A 22,933-nucleotide genomic window follows, 5' to 3' on the forward strand; every position below is an offset into this window, starting at 1 on the left:
CTCCTGTCACTGCGCCTCCCTCACCAGCAGGTCTTCGAGTTCATCCAGGCTGAGGCCCAGTTCGTCCGCCACGCGGCTCATGGTGTGGTCCAGGCGCGTGGCGGCTTGCACAACCCTGTCTTGCTGCTCGGGCGAGGTCCCCAGCGGCGTGTAAAACCCGATGACTTTTCCATGCCGCTCTACCGCAAACGGGGTGGCCTGGGCGAGCAGTTGCGTGGCCTTGTCACGAAATTCCTTGACCCCTACGCGGGTCAGGCGGGGGGCATCCTGGGACTTGCTGCCACTGGTTTTGGGGCGCGGGGTCTTGCCCTTGGTGGTGTTGACGGTCATAGGCGGTTCTCCTGAGCAGCGAGAGATGTGGCTACCTTGGTGGTCATTTTAATGGTTTCAGCTCAGCTTCGGAATTGGCAGGAAGAGGTACACGCCCAGCACGTCAGGCGGGCCGGGGGGTTCCACGCTGTAAGTGGCTCCTTGCCCGCTCGCCGCGCCCCGCACCCGTTCGTGCGCTGCAAGCAGTTCGGCACCTCTGGCCCTGGCCCGCTCGCTGAGGGCGGCTTGCATGTCCTCACTCTGGAGCAGTTCGGCGGCGGTCCTCAGACGGGTTTCCTTGTCGGCGGCGTCCACGTTGCCTTCCACAGGCAGATCAAGCAGGGTTTGAACTTGTTCGGCGGGCAACCATTCGATCTGCCCCGCGCGGCGCACGTAGGCCAGCGTGTCGAGTTCTTCGGCCAGCGTCTGCCAGGTGCGGTTGCCTTTGCGCCCGGTGAGGTGAAAGCGGTGACGCAGCAGCAGCAGAGTGGTCACCACGCTTACCCCACTGGTGCGGATGACACCCACCCGTTTGGCAAGGGCGTGCTGTGGGTCGTCCAGAGCCTGCCCCAGCACCGTGCTGGCGAGTTGCTCCACGAGGGGATGGTTCCGCGCCAGGACGGTCACGTTACGCTCAGGCGTACCCCCAAATCGGAAGGAAGGCGCCTGCTCCAGAAAGTCGCGGAATTCTGCTCGCACATCGGCCTGTCCAGGGTTGGCCTGAAAGGTGCCGTCCATGCGCGGCGAGACGATCACGCCCGCCCCTTGCAAGGCGTCCAGCACGAACTCCTGCGCGGCTTTCGTGTCACCCAGGGCACTCCTCACGGCAGCCAGTTCCCCCGCCACCTCACCGGGCTGAATGGCGTTCTGGGCAAAGCGGCTGCGCGATTTCTTCTCGCCTTCCGCCGCGTCACGCCACTTCACGTCGAAGTCCTGCACCTCAGCGAAAAGCGATGGCTGGATGGCCTGCCGGGTGTCCATGTCGAGTACTTTCGCCAGCAGCACGTCCAGCAGGCTCTCGGCTTCTTCGGGCGCGGGAATGCTGGTGCCGAGGGTGGCCCGGATCAGGCGGTGCTTGCGAACCAGTACGTCCAGAATCAGGGTGTCGATGCGGTTGTCCTCGCCGTAAATGGTCAGGACGCGCACTTCCCCCGACGCCTGACCGTAGCGGTCCACGCGGCCTTCCCGCTGATCCAGACGGGTCGGGTTCCAGGGCAGGTCGTAGTGAATGACGGCACTGAAGGCTTGCTGCAGGTTGATCCCTTCCGAGAGGCAATCGGTGGCGACCAGGACGCGCTTTTCCTGCGCGGCAAGTTCGCCCACTTTGGTCACGCGCTCGTCCGGGGTGAGGCGGCCCGTCACCGCGTCCACCGCTACGCCTTTCAGCTCGCCCGCGAGATGCGCGGCCACCGCCTCCGCCGTCGCGATAAAGCGGCAGAACACGATGGGGGCAAAGCCCTGCTTCACCAGGTCCCTGACCTGCGTGGTGAGCAGCCCCAGCTTGTTGTCCTTCCCATCCGCAAGGGCCAGTGCCCGGTCCGCCAGTTTCAGCAGGCGGCGCGTGGCTTCCGTATCCGGCGCTTCCACCTGTGCGCCCGGCGTGAGGTCGGTGGCTTCGCTGGTCTCGGCATCCGGGTCGTACACCTGCTCGCGGCCCACCGCGTCGATCAGGGTGAGGTCGGTGGGTTCCTCTCCGCCTTCCGCCGTCAGCGCCCGTTCCTTCAGGGTCGCGGCGGCGGCCTGCGGACTGCTGGCCAGGGCACGCAGCAGGCCGAGCGCGGCCCACCAGCGGATGCGGGTGCGGCCCAGCGTTTCGCCGGGGACGTGCACGCTCTCACGGGCGTAAGCGAGCACATCGTCAAAGAGCGCGGCGTACTCGGGGTGCAGGGTGTACTTGAGTTCGGCGTCATGCCGCTTCGGGAAAGGGGTGTCCTCGCGCAGGTAGTCCTGAATGTCGGCCCGCCCGCGCTGCACGAGGTGCCGGGCGAGGCTGCGGCGGGCCGCTTCGTTCTGCGCACCACTCAGGTCGAGCGGCAGGTTCGCAAAATCAGGGTTGAGCAGCTTGAGCAGGCTGCGGAAGGCGTCCTCCTTGCCGCTGTGGGGGGTGGCCGTGACCAGAATCAGGTGCCGTTCGGGGTCTTTGGCAAGTTCTTCAAGCAGGCGGTAGCGTTGGTGCCGTTTGCTGCCCATCCCTTCGCCTTCCGCGCTGGCGTGCGCTTCATCCACAATCACGAACTCGGGCGCGTTGGTCAGGAAATCCTGCCGCCAGCGGTCCGACTTTACGAGGTCGAGGCTGACCACCACGAATCGGTAGCGGTCAAAGACGCTCTGACCTGGGTTACAGCCGCGCTCCAGACGGCGGGCCGTTCCCGGCAGCACGGCCACCGCATCGATCCCGAACTTGGCCCGGAGTTCTTCGACCCACTGCTCCGCGAGGTGGGGCGGGCAGAGCACGGCCATACGGCTGATCTCGCCACGGTCGAGCAGTTCACGGGCGATCAGGCCCGCTTCGATGGTCTTGCCGACCCCCACGTCGTCTGCAATCAGCAGGCGGGCCGGGGTCTGACGCAGGGCCATCAGGAGGGGCACGAGTTGGTAGGGACGCGGCTCGACCCCCAACCGCGCGAGCGAGCGGAAAGGGCCTGCGCCACTGCGGATGGCGAGTTTGGCGGCGTTCACCAGCAGTTTCGCCCGCCCAGCGTTGGAAAAGCCGCGTGGGTCGGGGAGTGCGAAAGCGGCAGACTGCACCTCCTCACCGCCGGGACCGGCGAAGACTCCGGTGACTTCCGCGTCGTTGCCTCCAAGTGGCTTGAGCAGCAGAAATTCTTCTGTGCTGTCGGGCAGCACCACCCAGTCACGCCCACGTACCTTCACCATCGAACCGATATCGAATGCCATCTGTTTACCCTTCCCCGAAAACGCTGGAATGCCGCCTGAACAGTTCATCCCAGCCGCTTGAATCGCCGAATGCAATGACGCGCCAGCCCATGTTGTCCAGTTCCTCCCGCGCTGCGGCGTCCCGCCCTGGCCTGTCGTCGGCTGCACCGTCCACGAAGACAGCGGCGAAGCTGCCCGGGTACAGGAAGTCCGGACGGATGAACCCTTCCAGTTCCGCGTGCGCGTGGGCTGGAAGCCGCAGACCGCGTTCCCGCAGTGCGCCCAGCCACTCGCTTTCCTGCGGGGTCTGACATGCCGCCGAGAGGTGATCCCCGTGTTCCGGTTGCCCCTGAGTCCCCGTCTCCACACGGCTGCCCGTCAACCGCAGCAGCAGCTCACGCACCAGGAACCGGTCAAGCAGGTCGTGCATGTTCTGGTTGCTGTACGACATCAGGCAGTCGTAGCAGGCCGCGACGCAGGCTTCCGTGGCATGCGGGGCGCGTCTGAGGTCCTCCCCGCTCAGGGGGTCGAAGTGCAGCAGGTGGAGCGCCTCACGCGCGACGTCCCCGAGTGCTCCGTCACGGAACACCAGGTCGCTCAGGACGCCCGCCCCACCCTCGGACGCTTCGTACAGCAGGATTTGAACGGGGTGGTCTCCTTCGGGAAGCAGCTCGGCGCTCAGTTCACTGTCTTCCAGCTGATACACGAGTTGCACCGCGTTTTTCAGGGCGCTCATCAGGGTCGCCATGGTGTTCAGGTCCAGCCCCTCGCGCGGCTCGATCAAGAGCACGTTGCGCGTGTCTTCCACGTAAGGAATCACGCGCTGGACGGGCAGCTCTCTGCCTTTGGCCTCTTTCCTGCGGCGTTCCAGCGCGCTGTCCGAGAGCCACTGGGAACTCTCGGGGTCGAACAGGAACCCTTGCTCGTTCTTGTCCTTGCGGTTGCGCCAGCCGTAGTTGATGCGCCACAGGGTCGCGCTGTCCCCGTAGGTGAGGTTCAGCAGGGCTTGGTCGCCGCTCATGGCCGCCGCTTCCAGACGGTCCGTGACTCCGCCACGCATGGCAAACCGCAGGCCGCTCCTGACCTCAAAGCCGATGCGGCGGCGTTCCTCTTCATCACTTCCGATTCGTTCACGCCTGCGGGTGGCGACGTTGGTCATCCGGAAGAGGTTCGGCTGCGGGTGTCCGAGGGGCTGAGCGCAACGCTCGCACACGTCACGGGCGTGCTGCTCGCCGCCGTGGTGGAGGTAAGCGCAGTGCGGGCAGCGTTGCGCCGTGACGACGGGCAGTTCGCTGGTTTCGCCGCGTGCCGGGACGATGACTTTGTGCGCCTCGTACTTTGCGCCGTTGTGGTAGATGATGGCGTTCGGCCCGAACTCGCTGAGCGCCAGGAAGCGCGGGCGCGAGAGGTAGCTGTCGTTCTGCTTCTTGCCGATGCGCTGCCCCGGCATGTACGCCGCAAGCGGCAGACGGGCGAAGTTGTACCCGGGCAAGAAGCCTTCAGACGCCAGATAACGGTAGGTGTAGAAGTCCGAGAGTTCGCTGTCCGGACTTTGCAGGAGTTGCAACTGACTGAAGGCTTCGGCGTGAAGCTGCTTGGCCTGCTTGTGCAGGTGGCTTTTGCCCGCGTCCGACATGACCGCGTGGTTGAGGTTCATCTGTGACAGGGCGCTGCGGTACAGGTCCCGCCAGCGGTCCAGTGCATGGTCAAATTCCTTGGGAGCCTGCGTGACCGTCAACGTCAGCCAGTCCGGGCCAAACCAGGCGGTCTGCGTCAGGTCCACGTCCAGTGAGTCCAGGAGCACCTGCGCCCGCGCCGACGTGCGCCGCTGCACCCCCGCGTCCCCGAACGCTTGCTGGTACGTCGGCTGCAGGTTCAGGCTGGGCCGCTCACCATTCATGTCCACCAGCTCCGCGAGCGACCTGGGCAACTCGGCCTGAGTCTCCGCCAGCCAGATGGCGTGAACGTGTGACCGGATCAGCGACTCGTTCCCCAGTTCGATGCGGGGCGTCGAGACGGTGCCTCCCACCATCAGATTCGGGCGACGGAAGAAATACTGGTCATGGTTGTTGCCCGTGGTGGCATACGTCAGGACCAGAGCCGGTTGTCCGCCCCGCCCTGCCCGGCCTGAACGCTGTGCATAGTTCGCGGGCGTGGGGGGGACGTTGCGCAGGTGCACCACGTTCAGGTCGCTGATGTCCACGCCGAGTTCCATCGTGGGCGAGCAGAAGAGGGCCGGCAGGGTGCCAGCGCGAAACTCTTTCTCCCGCTTCTCGCGCTCGTCTGCGCGGATCTGCGCGGTGTGCTCCAGCCCGCGCAGGGCGTGGAAAGTCGCAGGCGGCTGGCGGTAGAGATTGAGGAAAAAGGAGTTGACGCGCGGCGGGTCCGTATCTGGTGGGCGCACCACCCGCAGGGAATCCAGGTAAGCGTGCAGGCCCGGCCCAGGATTCCAGGTAAAGGCGGTGCCCTTGAGCAGATACGAGTTGGTCTCCTCGCTGTACTCAATGAATTCACCGAGGGCCTTCAGGAGGTCAGGCAGGATCACGGCCACTTCCGCCTGGCCGATTTTGTGCGTCCACTTCAGGGTGCTCTCGCGCATCAGGTACTTTCCGACCGCGCTCATCGGCCCGAGGGTGAGGGTCTGCCAGTCCTTACGAAAGAAGTCCTGCTTGTGCAGCGTGATGTTCACGTTGGTCACGGGACGTAAAGCTTCGTCCGGTGGCAGCCACAGGTGACTGTCCTCGCTGATCAGCCCGACGTTGAGCATCACCGCATTCAGGTACTCGCTGTCCAGGTAAGGCACTTTGATCGCCAGGTTCTGCCGCATCCAGTCGAGCAGGGCGCGGGCCGCGTCCATACGGATCTCGACGATCCCCTCGCGGGGCAGAGAGAGGGCCGGGTGCAGTCCTTCCCAGAGGTCCTGCGCCTCGCACACCTCACGCAGGTACGGGTACTCGAAACGCACGAGGTCCACGCCTTCCAGGTTGGGCATGGTCAGGCGCTTGCCTTCGGCCAGATCGGTGTAGAGCGCATACCCCACCAGGTTCTGGGCGGTCTTGACGGTCCGGTCTTTCTCCCCAAAGCGGGCTTTCGGGTCGGCGGCGTAACTGGCGAAGTCCAGACCCATCGCCTCGAAGGTCTTCTGAGCGACGTTCTCCTGCGTGAGTTCCCCGGCCTGCAACGCCTTCGCCAGGCCAGCCCGCAGCAGGGCCACGAACACGAAGTCGTTGAAGTGTCCGGCCTGCAAGGAGGCGTCCTGGCGGTTGTCCGTGAAGGACAGAACTTTGCGGGCCGCTTCCCCGAGGTCGCTCTTGCGCAGCTCCTGCACGGTGACCATGCTCAGGAGCGTCGTGGCGGTGGAGCGCCCTTCGCTCGACAGGGTGGCGAGCTTGGTGAGCTTCCCCGCCCGCCCCACGTAATTCACGCCGCAGTGCAGGCAGAACTTGAAGTTGTCGGGAACGAATGCGACCTGTATGCCGTCCGCTGGACTGACGACCTCACCGAGTCGGTTGACGTGATACACGGTCGGCAGGTCTTTCTTATGCGAACTCTTGAGGCGCAGTTCGCCCTTCTTTTCTTCCAGCCAGCCGTCTGGAAGGCGTCCCAGCATCCGCTCCTCATCCAGCGGCCAGGGGGAATCCTCACTCAGGTACAGATAGCCTTCGCGCTGGTCGCTTTCCTCGCGTACTTCACCGCCCCGCGCCACGAACGCCTCCACGCCTCTGGACTGCGTGTGCCTGACCGAGTAGTACTCCTGACCGCAGTTGCGGCAAAACTCCAGCGGGTAGAGGCGCTGCTGACGCTCGGTGTCCGCATACACCTGCCCGCGTAGGGTGAGATTTTCCCTTCGCTCCGCGCTGCCTCCCAGCGTGGCGTATACGGTGGACGCCTTACTGATGAACTGGTGTAGACGAAAGGCGAAGACTGGCTTGCCCGTGGCCGGATGCCGCACCGCATTGCCCACCAGCAGTCGCTGTTGCAAGGCTTTCTGACAGTCTGAGGCGGGGCGTCCCGTTTTCTGGGCAAGTTGCTCGGCCAGGCCCCCGCTCCCCGAGACCGCCTGCGGCTTGAGGCGGTCGTAGCGGTGGGCCTCCTGATCCCACCGAAGCCCGATCTCGTCTTCCAGCCAGCGCACCAGTGGGTCATTTCGGAAGGCATGAAAGTCGGGAGACACCTCCTGATAGACCGCTGCTGCCAGTCCCACTGAATTCACGTCACCCACCGTGAAGCGTTCCAGGGTCTCACCAATCACCTGATCCGGCTGGATGCTCACGCCAAAGATGCGGGAAGCCACCCCGGCGACAGCACTCTGCCGCTCCGCGTACTTCGGGCTGGAGGACATGGTGGCGCTCGTGCCGATGCAGATGGCCTCTGGAGCATTGAGTCGTTCACGCAGTCGGCGAATCAAGAGGGCGACGTCCGCTCCCTGACGCCCCCGGTAGGTGTGCAACTCGTCGAACACGATGAAGGGCAGCCCCTGAGCACTCTCCAGCAGCTTCACTTCGTCCTGCCGGGTCAAGATCAACTCCAGCATCATGTAGTTCGTCAGCAGGATGTCCGGGGGACGGGCGATGATCTCGCGCTTTTCCTCCAAGGATTCCTGACCGGTATAGCGCCGGAAAGTGACCTTGCCACTGTCGCCGATGAATTTCTCCAGTTCTCCCAGCTGGCTGTTGGCCAGGGCGTTCATGGGATAGACCACGATGGCCTGAATGCCTCGCCCAGAGCCTCGCCGCAGCACATGATCAATGATCGGAACGATGTATGTCAGCGACTTCCCGGAACCCGTACCGGTTGTCACGACATAGGACTTTCCCTGCCGTGCCAGCTCGATGGCCTGGCGTTGATGGTGGTGTAAGTTCAGCGGGGCGAGCTGACCATTCTGAGGGACCGCAAAGATCTCCGCACAGGCCGGGTGCAAGACGCCTTCACGCACCAGATCCGCGACGTTGCCACCAGCGTGAAAACTGGGGTTGAGTTGGACCAGGGGGTCTGGCCAGAACGTGCCTGTAGCGAACTCACCGTCCACGTAGTCCCGGATTCGGGGGTCGCGGATATGCACGAAGGACGAAACATAACTCCGGTACTGGTCAATGATGTCAGTGCGGAATTCAAAGATATTCACGACGCCATCACCTTCGGTGGCTTGGTCGTAACGTCGTGATGAAGGAGCACAGCTATTGACTGTGCCATGAGAACGCGTCCTTTATTCCTGCTTTGCATGCCCTCCCAGAATAGTGACTCTTTGACGACGGGTTGAAATAGAGGGCCAGTCTGATACGGATTCCGCTTAATTCCTGCACAGTCGGGAAAGCGCCGCCTGTGCATCCATATCGCGAAATCCGTATTTTTTCCTACTCCTTTCAGTCGGATTGAATCCAGAAATCTGCTGGATTCAATCGGAATCACCTCGGGTGCGGCGGAATCTAAGCTGCTGAACGCACGTAGCGCTCTAGGTGCAGCATCAGGTTGTGGGCCGCAACCGCACGGCACGTGCGGGCTACGACGGCCTGGAAGGAATTCAGCTGCACCTCACCCAGAGAGCAGCATCTCGCTAACCTGGAAAAGACCGATTCTATGCGCTTTCTTAGTTTCCCCAGCACCGGTGGCCATGCCACCGGTGTCTTCGCGTTCTCCCGTGACTTGGCGTACACGCCACTCCCGACGTAGCCTTTGTCCCCAAGCGTGCGGCTGCGTTCGTATTCAGAGAGCAGCTCACGGGCCACGCCCTGCTCGGATTCGTTGGCAGCGACAATGGCAAACTTCGTGAAGTAGCCCTGCGTGTCGACGACGCCGTGAAGCTTGTAGCCCATCACCCAGCCCATACTCCCTGGGCCTATTTTTGCTTCTGACTGCTGTCTGGGCCGCTTCATTCGGGCACCCTGAGCAATGGGGAGGGGTTTACTGTCGATAATGAGGATGTCTGCATCTTTCGGGCTGAGGGACAGCCCGAAAGATGCGATGAGATGCCTGGCTGCGAGTAAATGGCGGTGGTAGCGACTGCGTTCGGGGAGGTGTGGGAAGAGGTCGGCGTAAAGCTGACGAACGAGGGCGAACCAGGTCTCGCTGTTCTTCTGACCAAGAAGGTCGCCCACGAGGGCGATAGTGATCAGTTCAGAAGGAGTGGCCTGACGGTTGCGGGCCATGGGAAGCTGGTAGCTTCCCATGGCGCTGAGCAGTTGGAGATGGTCGTCGACAAGGACGTAGGCCAGTGTGAAGAGGTCGGGCAGGCTAAAATATTCCAGAAGCTGGCTGGTTCGCATAACCCCAGCTTCGCTTTTTTCGCCCCTTCTTGCGCCGCACCCGAGGTGAATCCGTATGACAGGGCATAAGCCCCTCTGGCACCCCAGGCTTCAAGGCGTGATTTTGCAAAGTCGTATCACTTCTGACCAAGAGCACGAAGGTTGAGCACACCGAACAGGAGACAGCTCCTCAGCGGTGTGAAAAGAGGCAGGTCTTCGCTCAGGCCAAAGGACATCTCCCTCCCACGCCCGCCACCGCGCCCCTCCCTGAGCCACGCCCGCTCAGCGGAAGGTCTTGAGCCGCTCCTCGATCACGCGGGCGGCGCTGGGGCGGGCATGGGTCACCGCTTGAATGCGCTCCAGTTCCCCGGCACTGAAGGAGGTCAGCTTGACGCCGTTGAGGTAGACGGTGGGCGTCCCGCGTAGATAGGTTTTTTCGGCCCCCTGCATCTGGCGGCGCACCTCCGCCTTGGTCTGGCGGGTGCTCAGGCAGCGCTCGAAAGCGGCGCGGTCGAGCCCAAGCGTTCCGGCATAGCTGCCGAACAGCTTGGCGGCCTGCGGCGCCCCGGCCTGCCCCCACTCGTCGAAGCCTTTGAACAGGCGGTCGGCGTACTTCCAGAAGGTGCCCTGTTTCGCCGCGCACTCGCTGGCCTCGGCGGCGGCAAAGGCGTTGGCATGGTAGTCGAGTGGAAAGTGGTGGTAGTGCAGTCGGTACTTGCCCGGCTGCGCCCGCCACGCCGCAAGCTGTTCGGCCCACAACTGGCGGCAGGCCGGGCACTGGAAGTCGCTGAGAACGTGGAGGACATGGGGCGCCCCACGTTGCCCGGTCACGTTGCGGGTGGCCGGAAAAACGCTTTCGGGCAGCACGTTCACGGCGGCGTACACCCGCCAGCGCTGCTCGGCGCCCCGGCCCGTCAGCCGCAGGGCCAGCAGGTCGGTGCCGGTTTCGTCGGCGGTCTGCACGCTGCCCAGGCGGGCGCGGTCCTGAAAAGCGGGGCGCGAAAAAGCCTGCTGCAACGACGCCGCCCCCTCGGCAGTGCTGCCCCAGACCCCGGCCAGGGCGCGGGTCACGCCCGCCGTGTCGCGGCCCTCGATCAGGACACCGACCACCCGGCCCGCCACCACGTCGAGCGTCAGCGCAGTGCTGCCCAGACGCAGAACTTTGCCTCCCTGTTCCGCCTTGGCGCCGCGCAGGAGGGGCTGGCGGGCCGTGGTCTGCGGCGTTTCCCAGAGCTGCGCCTGGGCAGGCAGCGGGCCGCTCAGGACAAGCAGGGCGAGCAGGGACGCGGCGGGGCGGCAGACCCTGGGGAAACGGGCAGAGGCAAAAAACGGCACCCGCCCAGTGTATGACGCGTCCCGCTGAAGTCGGGTCGAAAACGGGATGAACTCCGACCGGCGGGGGAGGGAACAGGGGCAGCTCTGCGGGAATAGGACGGCTTTAAAAAGTCGGCTCAGGGCTGCGGGTGGGCGCGGTCCGGCACCACCAGCAGGCGAAGGACGCGGTTGCCGTTCCAGACGCCCAGCAGCCGCTTTTGAATCACCGAGTTGCCCACTGCGCCGTAAAGAGGTTCGGGAAGGGTGCGGGCCGGGTAGCTGACCTGCCCGCCGCGCCGTTCCAGCGGAAAACTCAGGGCCAGGGCCGAGATCAGCAGCGTGCCCAGCAAAAAGCCCCCCACCCCGCCCGCCACCTGAAACCAGGGCTGCGCGTAGGGCTGAGGAACGATTCTCGCCGCCGCGTAGGCCGCCGCGCCGCTGAGCAGCAGCGAGAGCAGCGCCGCGAGGGCCGCGCTGGAGGTCATGGCGTTGACCAGCAGACACAGCAGCAGGGCGCACAGGCCCCAGATCAGCCCGGTCAGTCCGCGCCGCACCCCCAGCGCCGTCACGATGGCGAGCAGCGTCACGAGCAGGGCATCGAACCAGGTGTACACGCCCCTCAGTCTAGCGGCCCTGTCTCCCGCTTTCGCCGGGCGCGGTCTTGCCCCCATCGGGGGGCGTTCCTGGGTTCGGCAGCCCCCCATCCCACTGGCCCAGCCGGGTCAGCAGCTCTGCGCCGAACGCCACCCCCCGGGCGAAATGCTCGCGCACGACGTTCTCGTTGGGCGCGTGGACCCGACCGGCGTGGTTGCCGATGCCGACCGCCACGCAAGGCAGCCCCAGCCCGCCGCCCCCCGCGCCCCCGGTGAACGGAAACATCGGTCCGCTGGCCCCGCTCGACGGGTGGACGATGGGGTCTTTGCCGTGTGCGGCGCGGGCGGCGGCTATGCACGCCTGCACGAAAGGGTGTCCGGCGTCGGCGCGGGCGGGTTTCTGGTGGGCCTCGAGTTCGACGACCTCGATGTCGTCCAGTCCCTGCGCGGCCAGATGTTCGCGCAGCAGGGTCAAGACCCGCTCCGGGTCCTGGTCGGGCACCAGCCGGAAATCGAGCTTGACGAAGCCTGCCCCCGGCAGCACCGTCTTGCTGCCTTCGCCCTGGTAGCCGCCGCCCCAGCCGTTGATGTTGACCACCGGATGCAGGTTGGTACGGCGGTGGTACTCCGGCCCCGTCGCCAGCGGGCGGCGCACCCCGAAGGTGTCGCGCACCGCCTGACCGTCGCCGGGAATCCGGGCGATGGCCTCCCGGTCGGCCTCGCTCGCTCCCCGCACGTCGTCGTGAAAGCCGGGAATGGTCACGTTGCCCTGTTCGTCGCGCAGGCTGGCGACGGCGCGGGCAAGGCGGTAGAGCGGATTGTCGATCACGGCCCCCAGGCTGCTGTGCAGGTCGCTCTCGGCCACCCGGCAGCGCAGCTCCACGCACATCACGCCCTTGAGTCCCAGCGACAGGATGGGCTGCCCCTCGGGGCTGATGCCGCCGAATTCCCACCAGCAGCCGTCGGCCTGCAAGTCGGCGGCGTGCTCGGCCACGAAGCGTTCCAGGGTGGGGCTGCCGACCTCTTCCTCGCCCTCGATCAGCCACTTGACCTTGACCGGCAGGTGCCCGAGCTGCTCGCGCACCGCCCGCACCGCCGCCAGCCGCGAAGCGAGTTCGCCCTTGTCGTCGCTGGCGCCGCGTCCGTACAGCCGCCCGTCCCTCTCGGTCAGCTCGAAGGGCGGCGTGTCCCACAGCTCCAGCGGGTCTTCGGGCTGCACGTCGTAGTGGTTGTAGATCAGCAGGGTAAAGGGGCCGTCGCCCGCTTCCGCGAGCAGCACGGGCGCCACCGTGCCGGGAAACTGCCGCACGGCGAAGCCCTCCTCGCGCAGCAGCGACGAGACGGCCTCGGCGGTTTCCGGAAGCATCCGGCCCTGTGCGGACACGCTCGGCAGGGCCACCAGCGCCCGCAGGTCGTCCAGGCCGCGCGCCACATGCCGGTCCAGCAGCGCCTGTTCCAGATGGTTGCTCATGGAGCGAGGCTAGCACCGGTCGGGGAGCGGGCAGGCGCTTCTTGAGAACGCGGCATGGCCGTATCACCTGCCGAGGAGCCATATTCCCCTTGCCATGAGCTATGGCCCATGGCTCAGCGCCAGTCGGCGGAGGCTTGAGACCAACTTTGCACGTTATCAATAGTTCTTATTTCTGCCGGTTCCAGCCGAACGACCGCACCGCGTCCACCGCGAACCACAGCGCGAAGATGCCCGCGATGACGCCCCCGACGGTGTTGCTCACGCTCAGGGCCTTGTAGCACACCAGGCCGCACACGACCGCCAGCAGCAGGCTCAGCAGAAAGACGACGTTGGGAGGAACGCGGCGACCGAACATGACCGCAGGATAAGGGGGCGTTTCTGACAGAACTCTTGTGGACGAATCGGGCTGGGCGGTGTCCTTGCCCGGCCTTACATGCCCAACCGTATGTGCCCAACCGTATGTGCTCAGCCCTCGCCTATGCTGGAGCATATGTTGGACGGACTGGTGGTCGGGGGTGGGCTTGCGGGCCTGACGGCGGCGCGGATACTGACGAAGGCCGGGCGGCGGGTGCGCGTGCTGGAAGCGGCGGCAGAGGTGGGGGGCCGGGTGCGCTCACGCGAGGTGGAGGGCTTTACGCTCGACGCCGGGTTTCAGGTGCTGTTTCCCGCTTATCCGGCGGCGCGGCGGCAACTCGACTTAGACGCGCTCGACCTCGTGCCCTTGCCCTCGGCGGCGGCGGTGCGGCGCGGCGAGCGGGAAGACGTCCTCGGCAGTCCTCTGGACGACCTCGCCAGCTTGCCGGCCACGCTGAAGTCCGGCGCCCTGACCCTGACCGACAAGCTGCGGGTGGCGCGGCTGGCGGCGGCCCTGCGTGCCTCACCCGCCCACGAACTGCTGACCGGCCCGGACGAGAGCACCGAGGCTTTCCTGCGTGCCCAGGGGTTTTCGGAGGCCGCCCTGGACCATTTTTTCCGGCCCTTTTTCGGCGGCATTTTCCTGCGGCGCGACCTGGCGACCTCGGCCCGGCTGTTTCGCTACTACTTCCGCATGCTCATGGACGGCGGCGCGGCGCTGCCCCGGCGCGGCATGGGGGAAATCAGCCGCCAGCTCGCGCAGGGCACCGACGTGCTGACCGGCGTGAAGGTCCTGCGGCTGCTGCCCCGGCCCGGCCACGTGACCGCCGTGACGAGCGCCGGAGAAATCGACGCCCGGCAGGTCATCGTGGCGACCGACGCGCCTGCGGCCAGCGACCTGACCGGCGAGGCGCTGACCCGGGGCGCCCTGTCCAGCACCTACCTCTACTACGCCACTTCGCGCCGGATTTCCGGCCAGCACCGACTGCTGCTGAACGCCGAAGCTGGCCTCATCAACAACGCGCAGTGGACCAGCCTTGCGGTGCCGGGGCGCGCCCCTGCCGGACAGCATCTGCTGACGGTCACGGTGCTGGGTCTGCCGGAGGTGGACGACGCCGCGCTCGACGCCCGCGTGCGCGGCGAACTGTCCCGCTGGTACGGCGCGGAAGCGGCGGGCACGCTGCGGCTGCTGGGGCTGGAGCGCCTTCCCTACGCGCAGTTCGAGCAGCCCGCCGGGTACGCGGCCACGCTGCCGGGCCACGCCACCCGCTTGCCGGGCGTGCTGCTTGCCTCCGAGGTCACGTCCATGAGCGGCATCCAGGGCGCCCTGGAAAGCGGCGAAAAGGCGGCGGCCATCGTGCTGGGCGACCTCACGGGCATGAGCCGTCCCCGGGGGGCCTGACCCCATGCAGGCCATGCCCGGCCCGGCCCGCCTCGACCACCTCGTCGTCGCCGCCCGCACGCTGGAAGAAGGCGCGGCGTGGCTGGAAGGTCGCCTGGGCGTGGGGCTGCTCCCCGGCGGCGAACATCCCGCCTTCGGCACCCACAACCGGCTGCTGTCGCTGGGGGAGAGCTACCTCGAAGTCATCGCCGTCAACCCAGGCGCCCCGGCCCCGCCGCGCCCGCGCTGGTTCGGGCTGGACACGCCGCAGATGCGGGAGAGGCTGGCACACGGCCCGGCCCTGATTCACTGGGTGGCGGCGGTGCCCGGGTTGCCCGATCACCCCGACGTGCTGGCGCTGAGCCGGGGAGAGAACCGCTGGCGGCTGACGGTTCCGGCCAGCGGCGAGTTGCCCGGCGGCGGGGTCGAGCCTTCGCTGATTGTCTGGGACACGCCCGCGCCCCCCACCCGGCTGCCCGACTCGGGCGTGCGGCTGCTCACCCTGCGGCTGGGCACCCCCGACCCCGGCCCCCTGCGGGCCACGCTGGACGCCCTGAACTTCGTGGGTGAAGTGGAGGTCTACGAGGCGCCGCAACCCGAGCTGTCGGCCCAACTGCAAACCCCGGACGGGCTGGTGACGCTGTGATGGGGGTCTCCGGCTCAAAGCTGCCGCGCCCCGACGCCTCCTTTTAGAGCATTTGACAGAAAAAGCGCAGCGTTTCTGTCCGACTTGCAAAGCTGCGAAGCAGCTCTTCGAGTCCGCAGGAGAGAATGAAGCAGGTGGCGGTGCTGTCAGGGCGCATGCGTCATTCGGAGAACTGCTCCTGGGGGTCACGGCGGCGGACACTGTGACGCCGCTGGTCTCCGAAGTGCGGGACGGGCTGGCGGCGGGACGCTGGAAGGTGTAGGCACAACTCGGCACAACGAAGCGGGGGAAAGAGGGGAAAGAAAAAAGGGAAGGCCCGGACGCCTCCCCCTGTCTGCTCCCTCTGGCCTCATACCCATTCCGATTGAATCCCCCGATTTGGGGGATGAAATCCGACTGGAAGGACTTGCAAAGCTGCGAAGCAGAGGAGGAAAAAATACGGATTTCGGGAAATGGACCCATATCCGGTGTGGTTCCGAATATGGGGGAATTGGACGGAATCCGTATCAGACGCGAATGGTCACGCGGGCGTGGTCTTCTTCGAGGTGGACGGTGTCGATGAAGCGCACCACCCGGCTGGCGTACCCCATGACCAGGGTGTGGGTCCGGGCGCCGCCCGCGAAGCGCCGCACGCCGCTCAGGAGTTCGCCGTAGGTGATGCCGGTGGCGCTGAAGACCATCTGCTTGCCGGGGGCGAGGTCGTCGGTGTGGTAGACGCGCTTTTCGTCCACGCCCATCGCGGCGAAGCGCTCGCGCATGGCGTCGTCCTCGGCGATGAAGCGGCCCTGAATCTCGGCGCCCAGGCACTTGCACGCCGCCGCCGACAGCACGCCCTCGGGCGCGCCGCCCGAACCCATCAGCGCGTGGACGCCGGTGCCGCGCACGCCCACCGCCAGGCCCGCCACCACGTCGCCGTCGCCGATCAGCTTGACGCGGGCACCGGCAGCGCGGACGCGCCGAATCAGGTCGGCGTGACGGTCACGGTCCAGAATGGTGATCATCAGGTCTTCCACGTCGCGCTCCAGGCTCTGCGCGATGACGCTCAGGTTGGCTTCCACCGGCCAGTCGAGGTTGACGCGCCCGGCGGCGGGCGGGGGCACGATCAGCTTTTCCATGTAGCAGTCGGGAGCGTGCATCAGGCCGCCGCGCTCGCTCAGGGCGATGACGGCCAGGCCGTTGGGCAGGCCCTTGGCGGTCACGGTGGTGCCCTCGACCGGGTCCACGGCGATGTCCACCTCGTACTGCCCGTTGCCGACCTTTTCCCCGATGTAGAGCATCGGCGCCTCGTCCATCTCACCCTCACCGATCACCACGGTGCCGCGAATGTCGAGGCTGTTGAGCAGGGTGCGCATGGCTTCGGTGCCCGCGCCGTCCACCGCGTTCTTGTCTCCCAGGCCCATGAAGCGGCTGGCGGCCAGCGCCGCGCCTTCGGTCACGCGGGCGGTTTCCAGCACCAGGGCATGTTCGAAAGACGTCTGGCCGGGGTCGGTCGTGCGCTTGGTCATGACCCGAACGCTAACACGTCGGCCGCCGCCAGTGCCCGCTGGGAGCGGTTCCACGCCCGGCAGGACCAGCGGGGTGACAGCGCGGCGCCTGCCGGACGTGGGGCGGGCCGACCTGTCCCTACCTGCCCCGGTCCCGCAGCCGGTATGCTGGGAAATCGAATGGTTCTTCTGTCCTGGAGCGTGCCCCGCTTCTCGCCCCTCCGCCGCGCCCGGCCGGTCTCGCGTCCGGGCCGCCTCCGGCCGTGACCTCCGGCTGGCGCTCCTCGCCGTCGCTGCTGCGCCGCCTGGGACTGGTGCAGCTCGACAAGGCGCTCAACTACTTTGCCCGCCAGACGGGGTCGCAGCCCGGCCTGCGCCAGCACCTCCTGGCTTCTCCCTACGAACTGCCCGGCCTGCCCGAACACGGCGCGATGGCCCTGGTCCGGCCCCACGAAGCGGCACTGGCCGGAACAGGTTTGGCTGGAGCGGGGGCCGGGGCGCTCTCGCCCGCCTTGCCGAGTGCTCCCGCGCCGGTCACGGTATCGCGGCAGGCGGCTTCGACCGCGCGGCTGAGTGCGGTGGACTTTTTCCGGGGGCTGGCGATTCTGGAAGTCGTCACCCACCACACCACCGCCGTGACCCTGCGCCACCTGCCCGAAGGCAGTGCCGCCTACCTGGTCACGGCGGCTGTCAACCGCACGCTGCACTTCGCGGTGCCCGCTTTTATCTTCCTGTCGGCCACGGTGCTCACGCGCAGTCTGCTGCGTGACTTTCAGCCGCTGCGCTACTACTCGCGCCGGGTCGTGCGCGGCGGGTGGCCCTACCTGCTGTGGAGCGTGCTGTACGTGCTGTGGTATGTCGCCAGTGGCCGCCGCCCGCCGGAGGTGCTGACCGACCCCGAGCGCTGGTCGTTCTACCTGCTCTACGGCAAGGCGAGTTACCACCTGTACTTCATGCTGGTGGCGTTGCAGGTCTACCTCCTGCTGCCGCTGCTGCTGCCGTTTGCCCGGCGCCGCCCGCCGATTTGGGCCGCGTTCTTGCTGGGCGCCGCGCTTCAGGCCGGGGCTTACCTGCTCAACCGCGAGGTGCTGGAGGTGCGCTACCCCGGCAGCACCGTGCTGTGGTACGTCCTGCCCATCGTGCTGGGCATCAGTGTCGGCGCCCGCCTGGGCGAGTTTTCCGAGTGGTTCCGCCGCTGGCGCTGGTGGGTGCTGGGGCTGCTGGTGCTGGTGTTTCCGCCGTACCTGAGCATCACCACCCGGCAGATGCTGGGCGAGTCGGTGGACTCGGTGGCCTACCACGCCCTGAACTGGGCCTACAGCGCCCTGATGGCCCTGGGCCTGCTGGGGCTGGCGTACCAGTGGCAACGCTCGGCGCACCCGCTGCGCATCCTGGTCGCCACGCTGGGCACGGTCAGCTTGCAGGTGTACCTGATTCACCCCTTCCTGCTTCAGGTGCTGGAGCGCTGGTACGCCCCCGAACGCACCGACTCGGTGGCCCTGACCATCGCCGTGACCACCGCCTACGGCCTGTTCGTGCTGATGCTGCCGGCGGTCATCGGGCGGGTGCTGAGCGGGCGGCGCCTCAGCTCACTGCTGTTCGGGCGTTAGGGCTTCGCTGCGGTCAGGGCCGGACGGGGCCGTTTCCTCGCCGGGCGGCGCCTTTTTCCTGCGGCGTCCTTTCGGGGTGGGCGGCGGGGGCGCGTTCCAGGCCGTGAGCTGCTCGGGGGTCGCGCCCAGCGTGAGCAGCGTGGCGCTGTCCTGCGGCGTCAGACCCGCGCCGGGCAGCAGGTCGGGGCGGCGGTGCAGGGTGCGTTCCAGCGCCCGGTCACGCCGCCAGCGCCCCACCGCCGCGTGGTTGCCGCCGCGCAGCACGTCGGGCACGTTCTGGCCTTCCCACTCGGGGGGGCGGGTGTACTCGGGGTAGTCGAGCAGACCGCTGGAAAAGGAGTCCTGCCGGTGCGAGTCCTCGTCGCCCAGCACGCCGGGGCGCAGCCGGGCCACCGCCTCCAGCACGCAGGCCGCCGCCGCCTCGCCGCCCATCATCACGAAGTCCCCCAGGCTCAGCTCGCGTGTCACCAGCCCTTCCACCCGCGCGTCGAACCCCTCGTAGCGGCCACACAGAAAGACGAGGTGCCGCTTGCCCGCCAGCTCCTCGGCCACCTGCTGGTCGAAGCGCTGGCCTGCCGGGGTAAACAGAATCACCTCGTCGGGGGGCGGCCCGGTCTCACATGCGGCGGCCAGGGCGCGGGCCGCCACATCCACCCGGATGACCATGCCGGCGCCGCCGCCATAGGGCGTGTCATCCACCTTGAGGTGCTTGTTGCCCGCAAAGTCACGCAGGTTGACCAGCCGCACGTCGAGCAGCCCCCGCTCCCGCGCCTTGCCCACGATGGCTTCCGAGGCGAACGGAGCGAGCAGTTCGGGAAACAGTGTCAGAAAGGAAAAGGTCAGCACCTGCTCAGGACTCCGCCGCGCCGCTGTCGTCCTCGGCGCTTTCCGGCCCGATCAGCCCGGCGGGAGCGTCGGCGCTCAGGCGCACGGCACTCGGTTTGCCGCCGTCCAGCGCAATCTCCACATACGGGGCCTGAAGCGGCACGAACGAGGTGCCCGCGCCGTAATCCACCACCAGCAGGTCCTGGTGCCCGGCGTCCAGCACGTCGCTGACGTTGCCCAGGTGCTCGCCCCCGGCGCCGTACACGTCCAGGCCGCGCAGGTCGTGGTAGTAGAAGCTGCCCTCTTCCAGCGCGGGCAGTTCGGCGTCGGCGGCGTAGACGTGCAGGCCGCGCAGCTGCTCGGCGCCCTCACGCGTGGTCACGCCCGCGAGGTGCAGCACCACGCTGGGCGGGGCACTCTCGGCGCGGCGAAGGTTCAGCCAGCCCCGCGTCTGCACGTACACCCGCTTGAGCGCCAGCACCTGCGCCGGGTCGCCCAGCACGTAGAGCTTGACGCCGCCCTGAACGCCGTGCGGCCCCAGCAGGTGCCCCAGCCGGGTGGTGCCCTGCGGACCTTCCAGCGGCGTGGTCATGCCTTGCGCGGCGCGTCGAGGTCCACGTTCACGCGCTCACGGGGGTCGCCTGCCGCACGGACCAGGGTGCGAATCGCCTGAATCACCCGGCCCTGTCTGCCGATCAGTCGGCCTTCCTCGCCGGGGGCCACCCGCACGAGCACCGTCGGGCCGCGCCGACTCACGCGCACCAGCGAAGGCTGGTCCACCACGCTCTGCGCCAGAAAAAGGGTGAGGTCTGCGGGGTCACTGTTCATGGCGGGCATTGTAGACCAGCCGCCCGCGCCATCTGCCCGCCGCCAGGGGGGGCGGAACCCCGGGGGAACGCCGAAAGCCGGGCGGCAACTCGCGCTGCGGCCCGGCAGGTGTTCCGTGGCGTTTCATACGGATTCCGATTGAATCTGGTAGTTTCAGATTCAATCCGACTTGCAAAGCTGCGCAGCAGAGCGGAGGCGAGTAGGAAAAAATACGGATTCTGCGATATGGATGCACAGGCGGCGCCTTCCCGACTGTGCAGGAATTAAGCGGAATCCGTATCAGGAGTGCTTCAGGGCTTCAGTGGCCCGGCAGCCCGCCGCGCCGCTGAAGGTCCTCGGCAATCTGGACGGCGTTGAGCGCGGCGCCCTTGAGGAGCTGGTCGCCCGCGACGAACAGGTCGATGCCGCCGCCGAACACGAGGCTCTGGCGAATGCGGCCCACTTCCACGTCGTACTTGCCGCTGGCGGTCAGGGGCATGGGGTAGAGCTTCTGGTCGGGGTTGTCGCGCACTTCTACGCCTGCCGCCGTTGCCAGAAGTTCGCGGATGTCTTCGGGGGTGGCAGGCCGCTCCAGTTCCAGCGTGATGGCTTCGCTGTGGGTGCGCAGCGTGGGAATACGCACGGCGGTGCAGCTGATGAGCAGGCTTTCGTCCCCCAGAATCTTGCGGGTTTCCCAGGCGACCTTCATTTCCTCTTTGGTGTAGCCGTTGTCCTGAAACACGTCGATATGAGGGATCACGTTGAAGGGAATGGGGTGGGCGAACTCCTGATGCCCGGCGTCCTGGCCGTGCAGAACCTTGTGCGTCTCGGCGAGCAGTTCGTCCATGCCCTTTTGCCCGGCGCCGCTGGTGGCCTGATAGGTGCTGACGATCATGCGCTTCACGCCGTATTTGCGGTGAATCGGCGCGACGGCGACCACGGCGATGGCGGTGGTGCAGTTGGGGTTGGCGATGATGCCCCGGTGCTTCAGGGCCGCTTCCCCGTTGACCTCGGGCACGACCAGCGGCACGTCCTCGTCGTAGCGAAAGGCGCTGGAGTTGTCGATGACGACCGCGCCGCCCTCCACCCAGCGGGGGGCCTTTTCCTTGCTGATGGACCCGCCCGCCGAGGCGAGCACCAGGTCGGTGGGCAGCGCACCCTCCGGCGTGGCCTGCACCGTCAGCGGCTGCCCGCGAAACTCCAGCGTGCTGCCCGCGCTGCGCGGCGAGGCATAGAGTTGCAGCTCGCTGAACTTGAGGCTCGACGTTTCCAGCACCTTCATCAGTTCGTGGCCGACGGCCCCGGTGGCTCCCACAATGGCGACGCGCATATCTTCCCTCCTGACCGGAAAAAACCGCCCGCGCATGTCTTGCGGGGCGGCTGGCCCGGCGCACCGCCCTCAGGGGGCCACAGTGACAGCCGAAGCACTCATGCGGTCAGGGTAGTGGGTGGGGCACGGGGGGTCAAGCGAGGCGCGGGCGTACAATGCCCGGCATGGCTTTTGCACCGCTGTCCCCCGACCTCTCGCGGCAACTGGAAGCGCTCGGCGGGCAACTGGTGTGGCGCATCGGCAAGGACGAACTCAGCGACAACGTGGTGGTTCGCCTGGGGTACGCCTCGGCCGCGCCACGGTTTGCCCACCTGCCCCGGCTGCGCAGCGCGGGCGACGCCGAGGTGCAGGAAGCGGCGCAGAGCGGGCGGCTCGTGATCAAGTGGGTGGACTGAGTGGGCAGGCAGAAGGTGCAGACGTGATTTTGCGGGCCGAGCAGACCTTCGGCCTGCGCCACCCCCACGGGCAGGCGGCGGCGCTCGCCTTCGTGCGTGACCCGGCGGCGGCCCTCGCCGGGGTGCGCTTCCTGCGGGGGCTGGACGCCAGCGAGACGGAGGTCTGGGGCGAACTGCTGGTGACTGTTCCGCTGCTGGGCGAGGTGGACCTGCCGTTTCGCAGCGAACTGCGCCGCACGCCTCAGGGCGCCGAGCTGCTTCCCCGGCCTCTGACCGGCGAGCGGGCCTGGGTCGCGGTGTCGGGGCAGGCGGCGGCAGGCGGGGCGGGCGAGATGACCTTCCAGTTTCAGTTCGAGGCCCACCTCGCCACCCCGGAGGCCGAGGGCTGGGGCGGGGCGGCCTTTGAAAAGATGGTGCAGGCGGCGGCGGGCCGCACGCTGGAACGCGTCGCCAAGGCGCTGCCCGAGGGCCTGGCGGCGGGCTTGCCCCCAGCCTGAGCCGCAAGCGGCGGGCCACCGCTGCTGCCGGCCCCCTTGCCTGGCCCCTTGTCTGGCCCCCTTGCTTGAGCAGGGGCGCAGCGTGTAAAATCTTCGCTTGGTCAAGTGGGGCAGGGCGACCAACGGCTCCGCGCCTGTGCGCGTGCGCGGCCCGAACCCCAGACAGAAGCCTCCCGAGGGAGCGCGACTGGACTACGAAGGAGGGCTGTATGCCCAAGATGAAGACTCACAAGATGGCCAAGCGCCGGATCAAGATCACCGGCACCGGCAAGGTCATGGCGTTCAAGAGCGGCAAGCGCCACCAGAACACCGGCAAGAGCGGCGACGAGATTCGCGGCAAGGGCAAGGGCTTCGTGCTCGCTAAGGCCGAGTGGTCCCGGATGAAACTCATGCTCCCGAGGGGGAAATAAACCATGCCACGCGCCAAAACCGGGATTGTCCGCCGCCGCCGTCACAAGAAGGTCCTCAAGCGCGCCAAGGGCTTCTGGGGCAGCCGCTCCAAGCAGTACCGCAACGCCTTCCAGACCCTGCTCAACGCCGCGACCTACGAGTACCGTGACCGCCGCAACAAGAAGCGCGATTTCCGCCGCCTGTGGATTCAGCGCATCAACGCGGGCGCAAGGTTGCACGGCATGAACTACTCGACCTTCATCAACGGTCTGAAGCGCGCGAACATCGACCTCAACCGTAAGGTGCTCGCCGATATCGCCGCCCGCGAACCCGAAGCCTTCAAGGCGCTCGTGGACGCCTCGCGCAACGCTCGTCAGTAATACGGATTCCGATTGAATCCAGCAGATT

20 protein-coding genes are annotated in these 22,933 nt (G+C 66.9%); 7 read left to right on the forward strand and 13 right to left on the reverse strand.

Annotated elements, in window-relative coordinates:
* Nucleotides 1-6: 6 nt before the first annotated feature.
* The 8 genes from G6R31_RS01215 to G6R31_RS01250 all read right to left on the reverse strand — a co-directional run bounded on the left by G6R31_RS01215 (nucleotide 7) and on the right by G6R31_RS01250 (nucleotide 13,161).
* On the reverse strand, nucleotides 7-330 hold the full coding sequence (locus tag G6R31_RS01215; protein WP_017871685.1) for a hypothetical protein: 324 nt from the start codon (nucleotides 328-330) through the stop codon (nucleotides 7-9).
* A 57-nt stretch (nucleotides 331-387) separates the two neighbouring features.
* On the reverse strand, nucleotides 388-3,207 hold the full coding sequence (locus G6R31_RS01220; RefSeq protein WP_017871686.1) for a helicase-related protein: 2,820 nt from the start codon (nucleotides 3,205-3,207) through the stop codon (nucleotides 388-390).
* 4 nt (nucleotides 3,208-3,211) lie between these two features.
* On the reverse strand, nucleotides 3,212-8,311 hold the full coding sequence (locus G6R31_RS01225; protein WP_025567382.1) for a DEAD/DEAH box helicase: 5,100 nt from the start codon (nucleotides 8,309-8,311) through the stop codon (nucleotides 3,212-3,214).
* A 301-nt stretch (nucleotides 8,312-8,612) separates the two neighbouring features.
* On the reverse strand, nucleotides 8,613-9,449 hold the full coding sequence (locus tag G6R31_RS01230; RefSeq protein WP_114671024.1) for a transposase: 837 nt from the start codon (nucleotides 9,447-9,449) through the stop codon (nucleotides 8,613-8,615).
* Nucleotides 9,450-9,710: 261 nt separating this feature from the next.
* Entirely contained in the window at nucleotides 9,711-10,763 is a 1,053-nt protein-coding gene (locus G6R31_RS01235; RefSeq protein WP_017871058.1) for a DsbA family protein, read from the reverse strand.
* A gap of 116 nt (nucleotides 10,764-10,879) precedes the next feature.
* Nucleotides 10,880-11,356 carry a hypothetical protein gene (locus G6R31_RS01240; protein ID WP_017871059.1) on the reverse strand — a complete coding sequence of 159 codons (477 nt, stop codon included), beginning with the start codon at nucleotides 11,354-11,356 and terminating at the stop codon, nucleotides 10,880-10,882.
* 10 nt (nucleotides 11,357-11,366) lie between these two features.
* The gene (locus tag G6R31_RS01245; protein ID WP_017871060.1) at nucleotides 11,367-12,806 is read right to left on the reverse strand and encodes a M20/M25/M40 family metallo-hydrolase; all 1,440 of its coding nucleotides are present in this window, start codon (nucleotides 12,804-12,806) and stop codon (nucleotides 11,367-11,369) included.
* 166 nt (nucleotides 12,807-12,972) lie between these two features.
* A complete protein-coding gene (locus G6R31_RS01250) occupies nucleotides 12,973-13,161 on the reverse strand; it encodes a hypothetical protein (protein ID WP_017871061.1) in 189 nt (62 codons plus the stop codon).
* A gap of 135 nt (nucleotides 13,162-13,296) precedes the next feature.
* Here G6R31_RS01250 and G6R31_RS01255 point away from each other — a divergent pair, with 135 nt between their 5' ends.
* Both G6R31_RS01255 and G6R31_RS01260 read left to right on the forward strand, forming a co-directional pair.
* Nucleotides 13,297-14,562 carry an NAD(P)/FAD-dependent oxidoreductase gene (locus G6R31_RS01255; protein ID WP_017871062.1) on the forward strand — a complete coding sequence of 422 codons (1,266 nt, stop codon included), beginning with the start codon at nucleotides 13,297-13,299 and terminating at the stop codon, nucleotides 14,560-14,562.
* Between the two features lie 4 nt (nucleotides 14,563-14,566).
* Nucleotides 14,567-15,187 (forward strand): VOC family protein, encoded by a 621-nt coding sequence (locus G6R31_RS01260; protein ID WP_017871063.1) that lies wholly within the window; start codon nucleotides 14,567-14,569, stop codon nucleotides 15,185-15,187.
* Nucleotides 15,188-15,693: 506 nt separating this feature from the next.
* Here G6R31_RS01260 and glpX read toward each other — a convergent pair.
* On the reverse strand, nucleotides 15,694-16,692 hold the full coding sequence (gene glpX / locus G6R31_RS01265) for a class II fructose-bisphosphatase (RefSeq protein ID WP_017871064.1): 999 nt from the start codon (nucleotides 16,690-16,692) through the stop codon (nucleotides 15,694-15,696).
* A 242-nt stretch (nucleotides 16,693-16,934) separates the two neighbouring features.
* Here glpX and G6R31_RS01270 point away from each other — a divergent pair, with 242 nt between their 5' ends.
* Nucleotides 16,935-18,281 carry an acyltransferase gene (locus G6R31_RS01270; protein WP_017871065.1) on the forward strand — a complete coding sequence of 449 codons (1,347 nt, stop codon included), beginning with the start codon at nucleotides 16,935-16,937 and terminating at the stop codon, nucleotides 18,279-18,281.
* On the opposite strand, the gene trmD is transcribed toward G6R31_RS01270, so the two are convergent.
* The 4 genes from trmD to G6R31_RS01290 form a co-directional block, all read right to left on the reverse strand.
* The gene (trmD, locus tag G6R31_RS01275; protein ID WP_017871066.1) at nucleotides 18,261-19,127 is read right to left on the reverse strand and encodes a tRNA (guanosine(37)-N1)-methyltransferase TrmD; all 867 of its coding nucleotides are present in this window, start codon (nucleotides 19,125-19,127) and stop codon (nucleotides 18,261-18,263) included. The two genes, G6R31_RS01270 and trmD, sit on opposite strands and share 21 nt — an antisense overlap.
* Nucleotides 19,128-19,131: 4 nt before the next feature.
* Nucleotides 19,132-19,698: a ribosome maturation factor RimM gene (gene rimM / locus G6R31_RS01280; protein WP_017871067.1), complete on the reverse strand. Its 567-nt coding sequence runs from the start codon at nucleotides 19,696-19,698 to the stop codon at nucleotides 19,132-19,134.
* The gene (locus tag G6R31_RS01285; protein WP_025567680.1) at nucleotides 19,695-19,934 is read right to left on the reverse strand and encodes a KH domain-containing protein; all 240 of its coding nucleotides are present in this window, start codon (nucleotides 19,932-19,934) and stop codon (nucleotides 19,695-19,697) included. The genes rimM and G6R31_RS01285 overlap by 4 nt, the downstream gene beginning before the upstream one ends.
* Nucleotides 19,935-20,232: 298 nt before the next feature.
* Nucleotides 20,233-21,243 carry an aspartate-semialdehyde dehydrogenase gene (locus G6R31_RS01290; RefSeq protein ID WP_017871069.1) on the reverse strand — a complete coding sequence of 337 codons (1,011 nt, stop codon included), beginning with the start codon at nucleotides 21,241-21,243 and terminating at the stop codon, nucleotides 20,233-20,235.
* A gap of 155 nt (nucleotides 21,244-21,398) precedes the next feature.
* Here G6R31_RS01290 and G6R31_RS01295 point away from each other — a divergent pair, with 155 nt between their 5' ends.
* The 4 genes from G6R31_RS01295 (at nucleotide 21,399) to rplT (ending at nucleotide 22,905) form a co-directional block, all read left to right on the forward strand.
* A complete protein-coding gene (locus G6R31_RS01295) occupies nucleotides 21,399-21,638 on the forward strand; it encodes a DUF3248 domain-containing protein (RefSeq protein WP_017871070.1) in 240 nt (79 codons plus the stop codon).
* Nucleotides 21,639-21,661: 23 nt separating this feature from the next.
* The gene (locus G6R31_RS01300; protein ID WP_025567209.1) at nucleotides 21,662-22,135 is read left to right on the forward strand and encodes a DUF3809 domain-containing protein; all 474 of its coding nucleotides are present in this window, start codon (nucleotides 21,662-21,664) and stop codon (nucleotides 22,133-22,135) included.
* Nucleotides 22,136-22,344: 209 nt separating this feature from the next.
* Complete coding sequence (gene rpmI, locus G6R31_RS01305; protein WP_017871072.1) at nucleotides 22,345-22,545, forward strand: 50S ribosomal protein L35; 201 nt, start codon at nucleotides 22,345-22,347, stop codon at nucleotides 22,543-22,545.
* A gap of 3 nt (nucleotides 22,546-22,548) precedes the next feature.
* Nucleotides 22,549-22,905, forward strand: coding sequence for a 50S ribosomal protein L20 (rplT, locus tag G6R31_RS01310; RefSeq protein WP_010888637.1), 357 nt, complete (start codon nucleotides 22,549-22,551; stop codon nucleotides 22,903-22,905).
* Nucleotides 22,906-22,933 lie beyond the last annotated feature (28 nt).

The organism is Deinococcus wulumuqiensis R12, assembly GCF_011067105.1.
In the GTDB taxonomy this organism is placed as follows: domain Bacteria; phylum Deinococcota; class Deinococci; order Deinococcales; family Deinococcaceae; genus Deinococcus; species Deinococcus wulumuqiensis.